General features: G+C 44.8%; 16 protein-coding genes. 10 read left to right on the top strand and 6 right to left on the bottom strand.

What is annotated here, in order from left to right; translation table 11 throughout:
- Positions 1–13 precede the first annotated feature (13 nt).
- A complete protein-coding gene (aspS, locus tag N186_RS04340) occupies positions 14–1279 on the bottom strand; it encodes an aspartate--tRNA(Asn) ligase (RefSeq protein ID WP_020962555.1) in 1266 nt (421 codons plus the stop codon).
- A gap of 160 nt (positions 1280–1439) precedes the next feature.
- Here aspS and N186_RS09480 point away from each other — a divergent pair, with 160 nt between their 5' ends.
- The 6 genes from N186_RS09480 to N186_RS04315 all read left to right on the top strand — a co-directional run bounded on the left by N186_RS09480 (position 1440) and on the right by N186_RS04315 (position 5754).
- On the top strand, positions 1440–1703 hold the full coding sequence (locus N186_RS09480; RefSeq protein WP_148682057.1) for an eL34 family ribosomal protein: 264 nt from the start codon (positions 1440–1442) through the stop codon (positions 1701–1703).
- 85 nt (positions 1704–1788) lie between these two features.
- Positions 1789–2355: a (d)CMP kinase gene (gene cmk, locus N186_RS04335; RefSeq protein WP_052885517.1), complete on the top strand. Its 567-nt coding sequence runs from the start codon at positions 1789–1791 to the stop codon at positions 2353–2355.
- 21 nt (positions 2356–2376) lie between these two features.
- Complete coding sequence (locus tag N186_RS04330) at positions 2377–2706, top strand: transcription factor S (protein WP_148682227.1); 330 nt, start codon at positions 2377–2379, stop codon at positions 2704–2706.
- A 91-nt stretch (positions 2707–2797) separates the two neighbouring features.
- Positions 2798–3538, top strand: coding sequence for a proliferating cell nuclear antigen (pcna) (gene pcn / locus N186_RS04325; protein WP_020962552.1), 741 nt, complete (start codon positions 2798–2800; stop codon positions 3536–3538).
- A 13-nt stretch (positions 3539–3551) separates the two neighbouring features.
- Entirely contained in the window at positions 3552–4610 is a 1059-nt protein-coding gene (locus N186_RS04320; RefSeq protein WP_020962551.1) for a hypothetical protein, read from the top strand.
- Entirely contained in the window at positions 4591–5754 is a 1164-nt protein-coding gene (locus N186_RS04315; protein ID WP_148682056.1) for a DNA primase small subunit domain-containing protein, read from the top strand. The genes N186_RS04320 and N186_RS04315 overlap by 20 nt, the downstream gene beginning before the upstream one ends.
- Before the next feature lie 7 nt (positions 5755–5761).
- Here N186_RS04315 and N186_RS04310 read toward each other — a convergent pair whose 3' ends face one another.
- Together N186_RS04310 and N186_RS04305 are read right to left on the bottom strand one after the other, a co-directional pair.
- Entirely contained in the window at positions 5762–6721 is a 960-nt protein-coding gene (locus N186_RS04310; RefSeq protein ID WP_020962549.1) for an MBL fold metallo-hydrolase, read from the bottom strand.
- 51 nt (positions 6722–6772) lie between these two features.
- The gene (locus N186_RS04305) at positions 6773–7444 is read right to left on the bottom strand and encodes a phosphoribosyltransferase (RefSeq protein ID WP_020962548.1); all 672 of its coding nucleotides are present in this window, start codon (positions 7442–7444) and stop codon (positions 6773–6775) included.
- Between the two features lie 105 nt (positions 7445–7549).
- Between N186_RS04305 and endA the strand changes: the two genes are divergently transcribed.
- The 4 genes from endA to N186_RS04285 all read left to right on the top strand — a co-directional run bounded on the left by endA (position 7550) and on the right by N186_RS04285 (position 11650).
- Positions 7550–8107 carry a tRNA-intron lyase gene (gene endA / locus N186_RS04300; protein WP_020962547.1) on the top strand — a complete coding sequence of 186 codons (558 nt, stop codon included), beginning with the start codon at positions 7550–7552 and terminating at the stop codon, positions 8105–8107.
- Positions 8108–8187: 80 nt separating this feature from the next.
- Positions 8188–8976: an S-methyl-5'-thioadenosine phosphorylase gene (locus tag N186_RS04295; RefSeq protein ID WP_020962546.1), complete on the top strand. Its 789-nt coding sequence runs from the start codon at positions 8188–8190 to the stop codon at positions 8974–8976.
- A 74-nt stretch (positions 8977–9050) separates the two neighbouring features.
- Complete coding sequence (locus N186_RS04290) at positions 9051–10349, top strand: adenosylhomocysteinase (protein ID WP_020962545.1); 1299 nt, start codon at positions 9051–9053, stop codon at positions 10347–10349.
- Entirely contained in the window at positions 10349–11650 is a 1302-nt protein-coding gene (locus N186_RS04285) for a tRNA (N(6)-L-threonylcarbamoyladenosine(37)-C(2))-methylthiotransferase (RefSeq protein ID WP_020962544.1), read from the top strand. The genes N186_RS04290 and N186_RS04285 overlap by 1 nt, the downstream gene beginning before the upstream one ends.
- On the opposite strand, the gene metG is transcribed toward N186_RS04285, so the two are convergent.
- The 3 genes from metG to N186_RS04270 all read right to left on the bottom strand — a co-directional run bounded on the left by metG (position 11640) and on the right by N186_RS04270 (position 17335).
- The gene (gene metG / locus N186_RS04280; RefSeq protein WP_020962543.1) at positions 11640–13349 is read right to left on the bottom strand and encodes a methionine--tRNA ligase; all 1710 of its coding nucleotides are present in this window, start codon (positions 13347–13349) and stop codon (positions 11640–11642) included. The two genes, N186_RS04285 and metG, sit on opposite strands and share 11 nt — an antisense overlap.
- Before the next feature lie 84 nt (positions 13350–13433).
- Complete coding sequence (locus N186_RS04275) at positions 13434–15044, bottom strand: hypothetical protein (RefSeq protein WP_148682055.1); 1611 nt, start codon at positions 15042–15044, stop codon at positions 13434–13436.
- Positions 15045–15130: 86 nt separating this feature from the next.
- Positions 15131–17335 carry an elongation factor EF-2 gene (locus tag N186_RS04270; protein ID WP_020962541.1) on the bottom strand — a complete coding sequence of 735 codons (2205 nt, stop codon included), beginning with the start codon at positions 17333–17335 and terminating at the stop codon, positions 15131–15133.
- Positions 17336–17357: the final 22 nt, after the last annotated feature.

Genomic DNA, 17357 nt, shown 5'->3' with positions numbered 1-17357 from the left:
TATCGGCTTTATTCTAGGGGACTAGACGGAACCTGTCGCGCGGGAACAAGACTGCTTCACGTATGTTCTGCAGTCCCAGCAGAACCATGACTAGCCTGTCTAGACCTAGTCCAAAACCTCCGTGTGGTGGCATTCCATATTTGAATGCGTCTAGGTAGAACTTGAAGTCATTTGGGTCTAGGCCTTTGTCGACGAGGTTCCTGTAGAGTTCACTGTAGCGATGCTCCCTTTGTCCTCCAGAGGCTATCTCTATTCCCCGAATGTCCAGGTCAAATGCATAACTTTTTTGTGGCCCATTCCGCATAATGTAGAAAGGCTTTGAATCCCATGGGTACTCTGTTATGAAGTATGCTGGTGTGCCTTGTTGCTGGAAATACTCTCCTAGGAATTTCTCTGCCTTAGGGTCAAAGTCTTCTCCCCATTTTAGATCGAAGCCGTTCGAGTTGAGGATCTTTAGCGCCTCGTCGTAAGTGACCCTTGGAAATTGCTTCATGTCCTCAATAATATTGAAACCGAGGCTTTTGAGTTGGTCTCCCATAGATTCTACTAGCCTCTTGTTGACGTGCGTAACTAGTTCTTCAAGAAGAGAAAGTACATCGTTTACATCGTTTATGAAACCCATCTCCACGTCTAGCCCCCAACCCTCGTTTAGATGCCGAGTGGTGCTGAATTTTTCCGCGCGGAAAAATGGCCCAACCTCAAAGACCCTTGGAACTCCACACATTAGCATCTGTTTGTATAGTTGTGGGCTCTGTGCGAGGAATGCTTTCTCGCCGAAATAGTCTACTGAGAATAATGTAGCTCCGCCCTCTGCCCCTGCCTTAACTATTTTTGGTGTGTTCACCTCGAGGAAGCCCCTGCTTGTTAGGAAGTTCCTAACCTCTTGGAAAATTATGCTTCTAGCAACGAACACTGCACGGATCTTGGGCAACCTCAATGCAAGGTACCTGTAGTTGATGTAATCGTCGAAGCTTGCTGGTGTCTTGCCGGTTACGTCTATCGGTAGTAGATCTTGTGGCTCAGCTAGTATTTGTACTTCTTCTGCGTGTAGTTCTCGTCCCTTTTTACTTACTACTTGTTGGGGCTCTTTTCCCTCGATTTTTAGGGCTGAGCCTAATTTTACCTTGCTGACTAGTTCCCACAGTTCGCTGTTAGTTTCCTTCTTTACAACAATAGTTATTGGTGTCAGGCTTAGGTCATCTATAACCTCTATGAAAGCGATTTTACCAAGAATCTTTACATTGGAAACCCATCCTGTAACTTGTCTCGGCTCACTCATATCTAGCTAACACCACTTAGATACTTTCATTAATGCCATCCTTTTTCAATAAAAAGTTTGGTGTTTCTCATCACATCGATATTGCGGTCGTTCGCCGGGCATTATTGAAAAATTTATAAACCTCCTATAAGTTTCAGTGTAAGGCTCTGGGTGCGAGGTTATGCCTAGACCAGCTTTAAGATCCAGAACAAAGAAACGCAAATTAGTTAGAACGCCTGGAGGACGACTATCCCTACACATAATCGACAAGAAACACGACTATCCAAGATGCGCCATATGTGGCAGACCTCTTCATGGTATACCTAAGCTTACTGCACGCGAAGAAAGGCGTGGAGTCAGAATGCCTTCTAGACCATATGGCGGATACCTGTGTCACGAATGCCTACAGAAAGCCCTAAAGATATCAATATACAAGGCAATCTAAAGCATCATATTGGTTCTTGCTTTATTCTTTTGTCCAAAGTTCTTCGGGCCCAAAAACTTTTAGAAGCGAGAGAACTATAAAAACCATGGGCAACCTCACAATTGCAGTTAGCGGTACACCTGGCAGCGGAAAAACGACATACGCCAGATTCCTTGCAGAGAGATACGGGTTACGTTTCGTATCCAATGGAATGCTTTTCCGCGAACTCGCAAAAGAGATGGGGGTGGACCTCTTAGAGCTGCATAGGCTAGCCGAGCAACGAGAGGACATTGATAGAGAGATAGACGAGAGAGCGTTGCAAGAGGCAAAAAGAGGAAACGTGGTAATAGAGGGACACCTAGCTGTGTGGATCCTAAGGGACATAGCCGACATAAAAATAATAGTAGACGCACCGCTTAGGATAAGAGCCGAAAGAATAGCACAAAGAGAATCCATCTCAATAGAAGAGGCTCTCTCGCAGATACAGCTTCGCGAAAAAAGCAATGCTGAGAGAGCCATGAGATACTATAAGGTTGATATCCGGGACTATTCAGTTGCAGACCTTATGGTAAAGACATATCCTCTCGATGTTAACTCTGTAAAACACGTCATTGCAAGCTTTGTAGACGCATATCTCCATGTCAGAAAACCTTTTAAAGACGTTAAAGCATAGACTGAACTCTAGGTGACTGCAGTGGAGTTTTGTCCGAAGTGCGGAGGAATAATGGTTCCAACAGTACTAAATGGGAAAAAAGTGCTCAAATGTACACATTGTGGATATATAGCTGAGGGAAACAATCCAAACACTTATAAGCTCTCCCAGAAGATCGAGAGAAATCCAAAAGACACAGTTACACTTGTAGACGTTGATGTATCAACTCTACCAGTTGTAGAATTCAAGTGTGAAAACTGTGGGAACGATAAGGCATACGTCTATGAACTTCAGACCCGTGCTGGAGACGAGCCCGCGACAAGGTTCTATATTTGTACACGTTGCCGCAAGGTCTACAGGGAATACGCCTAGAATTTTTAGACACCAATCCGTTTTGTATACTTCACAGTATATTACGCAATATCCTTTTAATTTCGAAGTTAATAATTATCCTGGATGAAATATGAAATTCGTGTTCCCAGATGCAAGAGAATGGAAGTATATTATCGAGAGCATAGCCACAATCGTAGATGAGGCCAACTTTGTGGCCTCTCCAGACGGCTTGAAGCTTAGAGCCCTAGACCCTGGCAGGGTAGCGATGGTCGACCTTTATATCCCCGCAAACTTGTTTGAAGAATATAATGTAGAGCAGGACACAAAAATCGGCGTGGTTCTTGACGACATAAACGATGTCCTCAAGCGTGCAAAGTCAGATGATAAGATTTCCTTTGAAGTTTCTGGTGGACGCCTTATCATTACACTTGCTGGTAGAGCTGAAAGAAGGTTCAGGTTCCCCCTTTTAGATATTTCTGGGCAGGAGCTTCCCAGCCCAAAGCTTAACTTCACCGTTGCGGCTAAAATGCTGAGTGACACATTTAGGGATGCCCTAAAAGACGCTGAACTTGTATCTGAAACTGTAAAAATGAGGGCTGAGAATGAGAATCTCTGGCTCATCGCAAAGAGCGATAAAGGCGAAGTCGAGAGCAGGTTCTCAATCGAGACCGGAAGCCTCGTAGAGATAGACGTTAAGGAGACTGCAGAGGCAAACTACGGAATAGATTTCCTAAACAAAATCGTTTCAAAGGCATACAGAGTAAGCGACATACTTGGTCTACGCTTCGCAACAAACATGCCTCTCGAATTGACCTTTGACATAGCCGGTGGAGGCACCCTGAAATACCTGCTTGCGCCCAGAATGGAATAATAAAAGGAATTTTATGGAGACTAGAACACTCAAGGTTGTTTTAGACTACGAGGACTACAAAAAGTATCCTTTTCTACGCGAAGCTATCAACGACATAAGGCTTTTCGGATTAACCTTGGAAGATATTGGGAACACCCCTCTTGGATCCGAGCTCCTGAGAAATGCTCGCGAAAAGATACTCACAGTCATAGAGAAGGGTCAGTACCCTATACATGGAGACGACTATCGAACAGAAGTCGCGTCATTTTTGACTACCCTGATACTACTCTCTGAAATCGGCGATGATGCCCTAAATGAAAAATTCGCGATCGCTTTCTCTAAACGTATAGGCGCCGAGCTAAGCAAAGAGCCCATAGAAAAAGTCCTCCACATAGCGATCAACACGTTGGGCTGGAACATTTCCCTAGACAGCAATGGGGACAGCCTTGTATACTACAAACACTATCTCCAAGGAGTACCCGAGTATACCGAAGAATGGAAACTAGTCAATAGACTTTTGAGTAAAGGCTTCGTCAGAGTCCCACGAGAAAAATTTACTAGGCTAGTAGAAACTGGCATTAAGAAATATGTCTTGAACCTCATCGAGAAGACACGCATAGAGGAAAGCAAGATACCCGAAAGTCTTTACAAAACCGTCGAAGACATCGCCGCTACCTGGACGAATCTAAGGAGAGAATTAGTTGCATATGCTCGGAGCGCGTATAGTGGCAAAAAAGAGGACTTATTCCCTCCCTGTATACGCTCATTATTAAGTGAACTTTCTAGTGGTAAAAACCTACCGCATAGCGCTAGATTTGCATTAGCAAGCTTTTTGCTCAGCATAGGCTTCAGCGTGGATGAAGTCCTAGAAGTCTTTAAAGTTACACCAGATTTCAGGGAAGATATAGCTAGGTATCAGATTGAACACATTGCTGGGCTCAGAGGATCAAGGACAAAGTATCTCCCCTACAAGTGTGAAAATATGCGTTCATACGGACTTTGCAGATGGAAATGTGAAAACATAAGACATCCTTTACAGTTCTTCTTTAGAGCAGCTCGGGGTAGACCTCCTCGTGTCGCAGAAATACAGTAGCGAAGAGTATCGAATCCGGATAGCGAGAAGACTCTTTGCCTCGTATTATTCGAGAAACAGTATAGATCCACCTACTAGTCTTCCACAGCGAGAGTTCGCATTTTCTAAGTTTGACTCCTCAACTATGATTAGACATATATCGTTTAATAACAAAGAAGACCTAAATGAGTATATCAAGGCTAACGTCCCTCAGCACATCTATTATTCCTCAGCATATTATCAGAGGCCATCTGCTGAAAATATGGACGAGAAAGGATGGCTAGGAGCCGACCTAATTTTTGACATTGACGTAGACCACATACCAACAAAATGCAAAGAGCTACATGATTACTGGAAATGTCTCAACTGTGGGGCAAGCGGGTGGGGCTATACGGAAAAGTGCCCTTCATGTGGCAGTGATAAACTAGAATGGGAAAAATGGGTATGCGACATTTGTATAAATTATGCACGCGAGGAAATTATCAAGCTCATAGATATACTTGAGAACGACTTTGGATACAGCAGGTCAGATATGTTTGTAACGTTTTCGGGACACAGAGGCTTTCACCTCCACTTAGAGAACGAAGACGTACGGGATCTAGATCAAGATGCACGCAGGGAGATATCTGACTATGTTAGAGGCGTAGGGCTAGAGACTAAACTGTTTTTGACAAGGGACGGGAAAAACTACCGCTACAGGTATAATGTGGTAGCGCCGGGCTGGGCTGGAAGAATAGCGAAATACCTTTTGTTGAACAATGAGACAGATGGAGGCGTAGACCTTGAACAATTAAGCAAGCCCTTTGAATGGTGGCATCAGAACATAAAAGCCGCCATTAACGAGTTAGCAGTAAAAATAGATGAGAAGGTCACTATTGATATAAAGAGGCTTATAAGATTGCCTGGAAGCCTACATGGGAAAACCGGTCTAAAGGTATTCACTATAAGCCCCAACGAAGTAGAAAACCTCGATTCCGAGACTATTCTTAAAAGAGCCATTGTTTTCTCAGAGGAAAGAGTCAAGGTGAGGTTGTCACCTCTCCCCAGAAAAATTCTATATTACTATTTTAACAGTGGTGAAAACGGGATCATAGAGGTTCCAATGTACTTAGCAGTTTACATGATGCTCAACGGCAATGCCGAACCAGTTAGCAAAATTGGTTAGTACACCTTCAGATCCTAGTTTTATCTGCATAAGATATCTCTATCCCCAACTCCCTAGAAACCGCGTCGGCCAGCTCTTTCCGGAAACCACAGAATGGAATGACTAGGCTGGCGTTGCTTTCTTTTATGTATCTAAATATCTGGTCGTAGTCGGCATGGCTACTTAGGGGGAATGCAAGCTTTCCCTTTACCCATCCTGTACATATGCATTTGGGGATTTTCCCTCCGGATCTTGAATTAAGGCCAGCAATAATGGGTAGGGGCATGTCTGGGGGCTGTCCATTCCAGTATGCATACATGCCCAACCATTCGCCATGCATCTCATATACCGAGTTGTGCCTAGCTACGACTTCTTCCACCAGGGGCAAGACATCTACCGATGCATTCATTAATGCAACTAGTTCCTGTGCAGTCCCAATTCTTCTCCCCTTAAAAATTATTGGCGACCCCTCCTCGAAAAACCTCTTTGCTACAGCTACTATCTCTCTGTATAGGTCACTACGTTTGGGAAAAACATATCTAGGAGAACCATACGTAGCATCGACTATCAGAACATCGCCCTTTAGTATCTGGGCAGGCTTGAGAATTAGTCTTTTCTCGAGGTTAAAATCTCCCGTAAAAACGAAATCTTTCCCGTCGAAATTGAAGGAAAACTGAAGACTACCTATTATGTGCCCAGCATTGTACGCGCTGAACTCGATTCCTGCAACTTCTATCGTCTCGCCGTGTTCTACATATACTATGTTTCTGAGCTTCTTATTTGGGTCTATTATCTCATGTGTCGCCCTACTCATTATCTTTGGAACATCTGGATAGGCCTTCAAAACCTTTAAAGAGAAATGATCGCTATGGCCATGAGAGACTACTATAACGCTTGGAGACCTCTTTGGCATGCGAGTAGGATCTAGCAAAATTACTTTCCCATCTTTCTGTAGTGTCACACCGTGGTCCACAGTAATTTCAAGCATAAAGCCTATCCTCGGTGAAGCAGAGTGCTTTGAAAAGAAATACAAGAAGCCCTATTTAATTTTGACCCAGTCTCCTACAAGTTCTATAACTCCTTTCCCTGCAAGCTTCCTGAAGGCCAGACTATAATAGTGTTCCCCAACGTCTATCCCATAGATGTCCCTAAACCTCTGAAGTATCTCTCCTCTAGGAACTTCATTTTTGCCCTCTTTTTTGAGCTCAGAAATTATTTTCTCAAAAAAGTTTGTAGTGTCTTCTAGCCTTGTCCAGGGATACTGGTACCATACCCACTCCTTTACTTCTTCTACATAGTAGTCTGGCTTTATCTTGGCCACCGGAGATATCCACTGCATGGTAGCAATCTTTAGCATGCTGGGTCTCCACTTTGAAAGTATATAGTCCCTCGCGACGATGACAGAGTCACCCGTATCAACAATATCGTCTACAAGGAGAACCTTTTTTCCTTGAAGGTTTACCTCGTATGGATATTTTACGTGGGCAACCGCGGTTATTTCTGCGGCCTTCCCCCAATGGAGTATCTGTATACTCAGCAAGTCATGTATGTCGAGGAAGTCGCATAGAAGCCTTGCAGGTACATAGCCACCCCGCGCAATTGCTATGACCAGATCCGGGATGTAGCCAGAAGACTCGATTTTTTCGGCGAGTAGACGGCTCCACTGGACAACTTCTTCCCATTGGACTAATTTTGTGTTAACCTTATTCACATATGTAATTGCTGTGAAAACAAAAAAATTTTTCGTTGTCCCATTTTATCTTTAACAACTATAACTTTAAAAAAGTAGGCATCCCCTAGAGAAGGGGTGTCTAAGATGGAATGCATTAAGGCCAACGCTGTCCTCCTAGGCAACAGGGTCGTTGTACTTGATGTTAAAGAGGGACACGACCTATACTTTAGGGGCGGATTCTATGGTAGATTCTTTACTGTGCCCAAGCCCAAGCTTCCCGACGTCGAAAAGGAACTTGAAATTTCACTTTTTGATGCAATGTACCTCTTAGAGCAGGGGTGCCTAAACCTAACAAACGAGAGGGGAGAACCAATAAAGCCTTCAGAGTTTTTTTCGATAGCTTCAAAGCTTTATGACAACTTTTACGACGCATATACCGTATACAAGGATCTAAGAAACAGGGGCTATGTCGTAAAATCAGGAATGAAGTTTGGATCAACCTTCGCTGTATATCAGTTTGGACCGGGAATAGACCACTCAATATTTCTAGTAGAAGTTCTGAAGTACGGAGATAAACTTGACCCAATACAAATAATCAGGGCAGGACGTCTATCACACTCCGTAAGGAAAAGATTCATATTAGCCTACAGAGACCCAGCAACGAATAGGATACAGTATTTCTCGTTCAAATGGCTCATGTAGAACCGGCCTTAACAGACGTATAGCTTGCTTTGATTTCTGGAAAAAAGGTTAAATTACTTGACGAAAATATTTCATACGTTATGAAAAAGATAAGAATCGGAATAATTGGTGGAAGCGGACTTTACTCTCCGGACTTTCTCAAGAATACACGAGAAGAAAAAATCTATACTCCATTCGGTGCCCCCTCCTCAAACATTATTATTGGAGAAATCGCAGGAGTAGAAGTAGCATTTCTGCCTAGACATGGAAAGAAACACGAATACCCACCACACAAAGTAAACTACAGGGCAAACATATGGGCATTAAAGGAACTTGGCGTCGAGAGACTAATATCTGTCTCAGCCGTTGGAAGCTTACGTGAAGACTACAAGCCCGGAGACTTTGTCTGCACAAACCAGTTCATAGACATGACCAAGAAAAGAGAATACACTTTTTATGATGGCCCTGTCGTTGCACATGTATCCATGGCCGACCCCTTCTGTCCCGAGTTGCGAGAAATATGCCTCAATACAGCCAAGGAGCTCGGCATAACGACACATGAAAAAGGAACATATGTGTGCATAGAGGGGCCCAGATTTTCTACTAGAGCCGAGTCAAAGCTTTGGAGACAGTTCGGCGCTGACATTGTTGGCATGACGCTTGTACCAGAGGTAAACCTGGCACGAGAGGCTAGAATGTGCTTCCTAAACATTGCAATGGTCACAGACTATGATGTATGGGCAGAGAAGCCTGTCACGGCCCACGAGGTTGCAAGGGTTATGGCTGAGAACACAGAAAAGGTAAAGAAGCTCTTAACAAGCCTTATCCCAAGGATACCTGTAGAGAGAAAATGTCAATGCGCTAGATACCTTGACGAGGCCCTGATCTAACCTTATCCCAAATTCTTTTTTGGTCTCTGCCACAAAGTTATTTAGCGAATCAAATATCTAACAGGTGACCAAGAATGGAGTATAAAGTTAAGGATATTTCCCTTGCGCCAAAGGGCAAGCTAATGGTCGAATGGGCTGAACAACACATGCCAGTCCTTAGACACATCAGACAGAAATATTCAGAGGAAAAACCCCTAAAAGGCATAAAAATCGCGGCATGCATGCATGTCACTAAAGAAACAGCAGTCCTCATGCTGACACTTCGTGACGCAGGTGCAGAAGTCGCGCTCTCAGCCTCAAACCCGCTCTCAACACAGGACCCGGTGGCCGCTTACTTAGCAACGGAGGGGATCAGCATATTTGCATGGAGAGGAATGAAAGAGGACGAATACTTCGAGGCTATTGCTAGGGCCGCATCCATAGGTCCAAATATCACGATGGACGACGGTGGAGACCTCACAGTCATGATTCATAAGCTGGCACACGGTATAACAGAGGGCATAGACTACAGGATCGGCAAGGAATTCCTTTCCAGCGATATAGCTAAAGGGATATATGGTGGCACAGAGGAGACGACGACTGGCGTTATACGGCTAAAGGCTCTTGAAAAAGACGGCAAACTGCTTTACCCGGTAATAGCCGTCAACGACTCAAAAACGAAATACATGTTCGATAATAGGTATGGGACAGGCCAGTCCTCACTTGACGGCATTCTCAGAGCAACAAACATTCTTTTCGCGGGCAAGAACGTAGTCGTTGCAGGCTACGGCTGGGTGGGCAGAGGAATAGCTTGGCGCGCGAAAGGGCTCGGTGCAAGAGTATTAGTTGTAGAGCCAGACCCCATAAAAGCCCTCGAAGCCTATTATGACGGCTTCTATGTCTCAGATATGTCAACGGCGGCGGAATTGGGAGACGTATTCATAACAGCAACAGGCAACAGGGACGTTATTCGGACAGAACACTTTTTGAAAATGAAAAGCGGAGCCATACTTGCAAATGCAGGACACTTCAATGTTGAAATCTCTGTGGCTGATCTAGAAAAAATCGCCGTCTCGAAGAGAAAAATAAACGAGAATGTAGAAGAATATTTATTACCAAATAATAGGAGGCTTTACCTCATAGCCGAGGGTAGACTTGTCAATCTAGCCGCCGCCGAGGGACACCCAAGCGAGGTTATGGATCTCTCCTTTGGCAACCAGGCCCTTGCTGTAAAGACCCTCCTCAAAAAACACGTGTCGCTAAGACCCAAAGTTTACAGACTTCCAGGCTCCATTGACAGGAAAATAGCTTATATTAAGCTCAAAGCTCTAGGGGTAAAAATCGAGAAACTGACACCCGAACAGAAAAAATACCTTGAGTCTTGGTCTAGCTGATGTCCCCGGAAACAGGAAAAAAAGTTTATATCGAGACTTTTGGATGTTGGCTGAACAAAGGAGAATCCAACATCATAGCTACTCTCCTTACCAAAAGGGGCTATGAAATCGTACAAGACATTGAAAAAGCAGACATAATAATTGTAAATACTTGTGCGGTCAGGGGCGATACTGAGAACAAGATATTTAGGAGGCTACATGAAATAAGTAAGACCACACAGGCCAAACACACAAAGCTCATTGTGTCCGGTTGCCTTGTCAACGTACGCCCAAGAAGCATCCTGGAAATTGTTCCTCAAGCCTCCCTCGTGGAACCAGACGCCACAGAGAAAATCCCAGAAATCATAGAATCAGAGAGCCCCATATACATTCTAAGACAATACCAAAATTTAAGAACAGTCCTTCCAGAATTCAAGGGTGGATCATTCCACATCGTCCCCATCCAGAGTGGATGCCTAGGCAACTGTGCCTTCTGTATAGAGTGGGTAACCAGGGGCAGAGGAGTGAAGAGCTACGAGCCTCAAAGCATCGTCGAGAATATTAGAGAAGCTGTTAGAAAGGGGGCACGAGAAATTCTTCTTACTGGTCAAGACGTGGCCGCCTATGGCTACGACCTTAAAATCACGCTTTATGACCTTTTAAAGGAAATACTTGACAAAGTTGACGGAACTTATCGAATAAGGCTCGGCATGATGGAGCCGATGCTTTTAAGCAGATTTATAAGAGACCTCTTGCCGCTTTTCAGAGATGAACGACTCTATAGGTACTTCCATATACCTGTACAGTCCGGAGACGACAAGGTCTTGAGACTCATGCGTCGGAAATACACGGTTCAAGACTACAAAGAAATCGTTTCACACATTAGGCAACAACCCTGGAAATCTAGCATTGTTACAGATTTGATAGTGGGCTTCCCAGGCGAAGACGAGGAGTCGTTCAGAAGAACCCTGGCTTTCCTTGAAGAAGTAAGATTCGACAAGGTACACGTGGCCAGGTATACCTTAAGACCCTTTACTGAGGGCTACCTCCTGCATGGAATCCCAGAACCAGAAAAGAAAAAGCGAAGCAGGCTAGCTACAGACGTGATACTGAGAATAGCCTACGAGATTAATAAGACATACATAGGCGAGGTAAAGGAAGCACTTGTAGAAAACATATCTTTTAAGGGAGACCTTACAGCGCGTACCATTGAATATAAGCCCGTAATCATCAAGAATCAATCAGCCAAGATAGGTGAGTTTGTAAAGGTGAAAATTGTCGACGCATCACCACTTCATTTAGTAGGAGAAATCATTGACTAGACTGCTTTTGGGACCTTAACTCCTCTATTTTCTCTGTGGCTTTCTTTATGTCTTCATCTGTGAGCTTCCTAAAGATAGGCTTTGGCTCAGGAATTGTTTGTCCAACTGGAACTGGCTCCTTTATTTCTTCCCATCTATGAGCCGAGATATCGTCACTGTATCCGAGCTGGTTCCAGATCTTCTGCGAACTTGAAGGTATGTATGGGTAGAGCATAATGGCCAAGGCTTTTATCAGGTGGAGCGCCACATATATTGCAGTGGCAGCCTCCTTGCTTTCGAGCTCCCAGGGCTTACGGCTATTAAGATACGAGTTACCGCTACTCGAGAGCTGAAGGATCTTGCCGAGCGCCTCTCTCATCCTAAAGTTCATCATAGATTCAGCTATTTCTCCGCTGTATTGCACAATCATATTTTCTAGGCTTTTATCTTCCTCTGTATATTCTCCGGGCTCTGGCACTTTGCCTGAGAACTTTTTGTATGTGATAACCAGTACTCTATGGATAAAGTTCCCAATATTGTCGTTTAGATCGTTATTGATTATCCTGATGAAATCTTCCCATGAAAAGTTCATATCGCGAAGCTCAGGTCTGAGACTGAGAAGCACGAACCGCCAATAGTCCACTGGGAATACTTCCAATGCCTCATCGATCCATATCCCTATCCTCTTGCTCTTTGAGAACTTTAGACCCTTAAACAAGAGATATTCAGTCGACGAGACTGTCCACGGCAACACGTAGCCCTGTTTGCTGGCCAAAAGTAGTGCAGGAAAAATTATAGTATGAAATGGAATATTGTCTTTACCAATGAAGTAGACACTCCTTGTATCCTTATCAAGCCAGAACTCTTTCCATTTCTCTGGTTCCCCCTTGTTTTCAAAGTATTCTATTGTAGCTGATATATAGCCCAACACGGCTTCCATCCATACGTAGATTGTTTTTCCCTCCGCGCCTGGGAAAGGGGCAGGGATACCCCACTTATTGTCTCTTGTCAATGCTCTAGGCTTCAAGCCGTCTCTCAAAATCTGCAGGCTCATATTACGCGCGTTAGGAGGCAAGTTATCGTTCTCCTCGATGTATTTTTCTAGCTCCTGTGATAAACGCGGCAAGTCAAAGAACCAGTGCTCCGTAGTCCTAAGCTCAGGAGTAGAGCCACATATGGCGCACCGTGGATTGATAAGCAAAGTGGGTTCCAAGAGACGACCACAATTTTCGCACTGATCTCCATATGCCTTATCATAGCCACAGTAGGGACAAGTGCCAACTATGTATCTGTCCGGCAAGAAGATTTTGTCTTTTGGGCAATAATACATTTGTACCTTGTCTGAAAATACGTATCCATTTTCGTAGACTTTCTTGTAGAAGTCCTGCACAAACTTTACGTGGACGGGACTCTCCGTTTTCGAATAGTTGTCAAAACTGATGTTCCATTTTTCAAAAAGCTCCTTTATGATTTTGTGGTTTCTCTCAGCAAGGTCTTTAGGGTTTTCTCCCCTTTTTATAGCCTCCACTTCTATGGGTGTGCCGTGCATGTCGCTACCGCTCACGAAGACAACCTCGTCTCCAATCAACCTTAAGAAACGCGCGGCCACATCGGCTGAGAGTATAGAGCCTATCAAGTTTCCAAGGTGGGGAACACCATAGACATAGGGCCAGGCTGCACAGATGAGCCATCTGTGTTTGGAAGAGTTAACCTTCTGCATAGTTCTCACACGGATGTGAAAAAACTAGGAATATAACGTTTACCCTTTATTACCCTTATTCATAAAAATGTCCAGAGAAAAATCTCAAGCAAGATACTTTGAGGTCAAACGGGAAAGCCTTCTTGATATCTCGAGGAGTCTTTCTTCTAAGTCGTCAACCATCTTGTTATAATCGTTCAACGTTATCCTGCCAGTTCTAAATCCTCTCTCTATTTTCTCGATGTCCCTCAAGGTGCTTGCAATCACGTTGGAGATCTCGTCGAGCTCCTTGACCAGGCCTGTCCAGTCGCCCTCGAGACTGCTAAGTATCTCTTTTGTACGCCTCTCGTACTCCCTATCCCTCTGCTCGAAGGCCCTGAGGGTAGATGTAATCTTCGTTATGCCTGCTTTTCTCTCACGTAGACCCCTTAACTGGTCCAATAAGCTTGAGATACCTTCCTCTCTCCTTGTCAGTATCTCTGCTAGCTCTCCGAGTCGTTCATCTTGTTTCAGGGTTCTGGTAAGCGCCTCTGTCTTTACTGTTGACACACGCTGCCTGTTAACATAGTATACCGCTCCAATCACTGCTAAGACAGCTAGCGCTATTAGTAGGTAGACTCCTACGGGGATCGACTGAGCAACCTTAGAGAAAGACGGATTCACTATTACTGTTGGATAAGTATCATATAAGAAAAGCGGTCCCTTTGCTACAAACTTGTAGCAGTGCATGTCGTTCTGGACCGTTGTTGAAACTACTTCTGGAACCGTCTGGATAATCCCTGGTAAGCAAAGCTCAATGGTATAGTTTTTAACTATAAAACCGAGACCCATGTATGCTGGCACTGCATTTGTAGCATTAAAAGAGTAAACAAGCGAGAAAGTAACCCTCTGGTTCCTTTTCTGGAGAGAAGACAACATACTGTACAAAATCAGTTTCGACTGGTTTGTGGTATAAATGTTGATGTATGGGCTTGGAACCTTGCCATAGCTCCAGTAGATACCCACTAAACTCGCGTTTCTAGGCAGATTGAAGCTTAGTTGCTCGACCCATGCATCAGCTAGTGAAACAACTGTCAAAGTGTCATTGAACACGATTTTGTCGCCAGTCAGGGTTATCTTTCTTGTTAGCTCGTCCACCCTATAGAGAGGATAGCCATATGAAGAAACATTTGCACTAATAACGTCCAAGCTCCCAGGGATATACGACTGGTTATACTTAACCGTGGCTCCAGTAGCATTTCCCAAGACAGACTTCAAATTGATCGGCTGCGGAAGAGTAATCTGCCCAGTAACATTCGTGATTATTCCGGTGGGCGAGAGAGGTACAGGAAAAACCACTTTCACAGCGTCTGTGCCGGGCTCGAGAGAATCAAAAACAAAGGTAAAATTGATACTGGTAGAGGGGGCGGGAAGCTCAAAGGTCAAAAGTCCATTGCTAGCTCTACCAATAACTGTGAATTTTCCATTGGTTGCCGTTGCCAGTACAAGTCTCTTCTCGAAAGAAGAAATATTGAACGTTACCCTAGTCGTAGCCTCAGGAAGTTTAAGGTTGTTAAACACTAGGATGTAACCATACTCGATTCTCCCTGAGACACGGGCAGAGGCAGGATAAGAAACTGCTCCTTCAGCCTTCGAAAGAGGCACAAATTGTGCAGTAGCCAGAATAAGCAGGAGTAAACCCAGAGTAGCTATGCATATCGCTACTTTATAGCTCAAAGACTTCACCAGAACTAAGGCAATAAAAACCAGTATTTAAGCCTCTCTCTAGCAAAAATAAAGAAAACAAAAATCAAGAAAGCTCTCTATGGTCCCACAAAGTCCTCTATTGTTGGAAGCTTCTTTGGCAGGCCCTTCCTTTCCCTGATTGCAAGAGCTACCTGCTCAAGCTGGGAAGACGGCACAGGTGCCCACTTGTAAAACTCGTATGCAAAGAAAGCTCTTCCCTGAGTAGCCTCCCTAAGTTCGTCTGCAATGTTAAAGCTCTCCGACACTGGCAACTCTGCGAGAACCCTCATAACCATCCCCTTCTCCTCCATGGATATTATCTTGCCTCTGTGCCTATTTAGCACCGTAAGCACACCGCTGACTTGTTGAGAAGGTACCTTTACGTCCACCTTTAATATTGGTTCAAGCAGTGTAGGTTTGCCAGAAAGTAGAGTAGCCATAATACTGTTCTTAGTAGCTGGCATTATCTGTGCTGGGCCGCGGTGCGCCGGATCTTCATGCAAAACCGCGTCTACCAAAACCACTTTCACGCCTCTCACAGGCTCCTGTGCTAATGGCCCTGCCTCCATAGTCCATCTAAAGCCTTGGATAATGGTGTCTTTTACTTCTCTCAAGTACTGCAGACCACTGGTCTTGTTCACGATTATGTTAAAGTTCTCGTCGATGTCCCATATGTTCCTAGCCTCGTCTGTGTCCCAGCCTGCATACTCTCTAAGGATTTGGGCTCTTTCACGCCAGTCCTGGTCTGCAAAGATCTTGCCCTCCTGCATCAGCTTTATTGTTTCCTCGTTTAGTGGCTCTGCATAGAAGTATAGCTTATTGTGCTTGTTAGGAGACTTACCCTCGAAGACCTGACCCTTCTCGCGTATTGTTTCACGGTACCTCACGATTGGTGGGGAGGTAACTATATCTATTCCTGTCCTCTGCTTGAGATCCCACAGCGTGATTTCTAGGTGGAGTGTTCCAACGCCGCTCAGCAGGTATTCGCCTGTCTCCTGGTTGATATATACCTTCAGAGTTGGATCTTCTATGGCAAGCTTCCTCAATGCGTCGACCAGCTTCGGTAGATCGCCGCTTTTCTTTGGCTCTATAGCTACCGTAACTACGGGCTCGGCAACGTAGGCCAAGTGCTCGAAAGGCATCATGACGTCTTTGTATTTCGAGTCTACGACTGTTTCGCCTGCCCTTGCCTTGTCGAGTCCAAGCATGGCAACAATGTTTCCCGCCGACACCTCTTCGATCTTTTCCCTGTAGGGACCCATGTAGATGCCGACCTGTAGAACTCTCGCAGTGTCCTTGGCGTTTAAAAGGTATACTTCTTCGCCTTCCCGCACAGTCCCACTAAAGACCCTTCCAGTAGCGACATGTCCCGCATGCGGATCAATGTTTATCTTGCTCACAGCAACAACGGTTGGACCGTCTGGATCACACTCAAGCATCGCCTTGCCAATCTCACTGTTAAGGTCTCCCTTCCAGAGCTTCGGCACCCTGTATTTCTGGGCTTCCCTGGGATTAGGTATGTGCTCGACAACCATGTCCAAGAGTGCAATATAAAGCGGGAAGTCCTGAGCCAGCTTGTCTTTCTCATCGTGCAGGTAAGCGTCGACTATGTAGTCGAATTTTACGCCTTTCTTCATAGCTATTGGAACTGTTAGACCCCACTTGTGCAGGGCGCTTCCAAACGCCACCTGTCCCTTCGCAAAGTCTACCTTCCACTTATCCCTGAACTCTTTGTCTGCATAAAGGTCTATAAGTGCATTGAATTCTTTAACTATCTCAATGAACCTTTGCTGTATCTCTCTGGGCTCAAGCCTTAACTCCTTTATCAGTCTGTCTACCTTATTAATGTACAAAAGGGGCCTAACGTATTCTGCAAGTGCCTGTCTCACCACCGTCTCCGTCTGGGTCATTACTCCCTCTACTGCGTCGACTACTACTATTCCTCCATCCATCATTCTTAGACTTCTCGTTACATGCGAGGTGAAATCTATGTGTCCCGGGGTGTCCACGAGGTTTATCACGTATGGTTTACCCTCCCACTCGTGGTAAAGCGACACATTTGCCGCTTTCACGGTCATCTGTCTCAATTGCTCGATCTCGACGTAGTCTAGGGCTAAGGCTTGGCCGGCGACCTTAGGGCTTAGAATTCCAGCACCCATTAACAGTGAATCAGAGGTAGTTGTCTTGCCATGGTCGACGTGTGCAAGAGTGCCGATATTTCTAACTTGTTCGACGTTTTTCATTATTTTTGCGATATCGCTCACTTGCTTGTATCTCACCATACACTTCTCCCATCTATCTAGT

This window comes from Thermofilum adornatum, assembly GCF_000446015.1.
Lineage (GTDB): Archaea > Thermoproteota > Thermoprotei > Thermofilales > Thermofilaceae > Thermofilum > Thermofilum adornatum.
This window is presented reverse-complemented; position numbering and strand designations above follow the sequence as displayed.

What these genes read in the sequence shown, in the direction of transcription:
- aspS (WP_020962555.1), bottom strand. Translation starts at nt 1,279, where the DNA reads ATGAGTGAGCCGAGACAAGTTACAGGATGGGTTTCCAATGTAAAGATT.
- N186_RS09480 (WP_148682057.1), top strand. Translation starts at nt 1,440, where the DNA reads ATGCCTAGACCAGCTTTAAGATCCAGAACAAAGAAACGCAAATTAGTT.
- cmk (WP_052885517.1), top strand. Translation starts at nt 1,789, where the DNA reads ATGGGCAACCTCACAATTGCAGTTAGCGGTACACCTGGCAGCGGAAAA.
- pcn (WP_020962552.1), top strand. Translation starts at nt 2,798, where the DNA reads ATGAAATTCGTGTTCCCAGATGCAAGAGAATGGAAGTATATTATCGAG.
- N186_RS04320 (WP_020962551.1), top strand. Translation starts at nt 3,552, where the DNA reads ATGGAGACTAGAACACTCAAGGTTGTTTTAGACTACGAGGACTACAAA.
- N186_RS04310 (WP_020962549.1), bottom strand. Translation starts at nt 6,721, where the DNA reads ATGCTTGAAATTACTGTGGACCACGGTGTGACACTACAGAAAGATGGG.
- endA (WP_020962547.1), top strand. Translation starts at nt 7,550, where the DNA reads ATGGAATGCATTAAGGCCAACGCTGTCCTCCTAGGCAACAGGGTCGTT.
- N186_RS04295 (WP_020962546.1), top strand. Translation starts at nt 8,188, where the DNA reads ATGAAAAAGATAAGAATCGGAATAATTGGTGGAAGCGGACTTTACTCT.
- N186_RS04290 (WP_020962545.1), top strand. Translation starts at nt 9,051, where the DNA reads ATGGAGTATAAAGTTAAGGATATTTCCCTTGCGCCAAAGGGCAAGCTA.
- N186_RS04285 (WP_020962544.1), top strand. Translation starts at nt 10,349, where the DNA reads ATGTCCCCGGAAACAGGAAAAAAAGTTTATATCGAGACTTTTGGATGT.
- metG (WP_020962543.1), bottom strand. Translation starts at nt 13,349, where the DNA reads ATGCAGAAGGTTAACTCTTCCAAACACAGATGGCTCATCTGTGCAGCC.
- N186_RS04270 (WP_020962541.1), bottom strand. Translation starts at nt 17,335, where the DNA reads ATGGTGAGATACAAGCAAGTGAGCGATATCGCAAAAATAATGAAAAAC.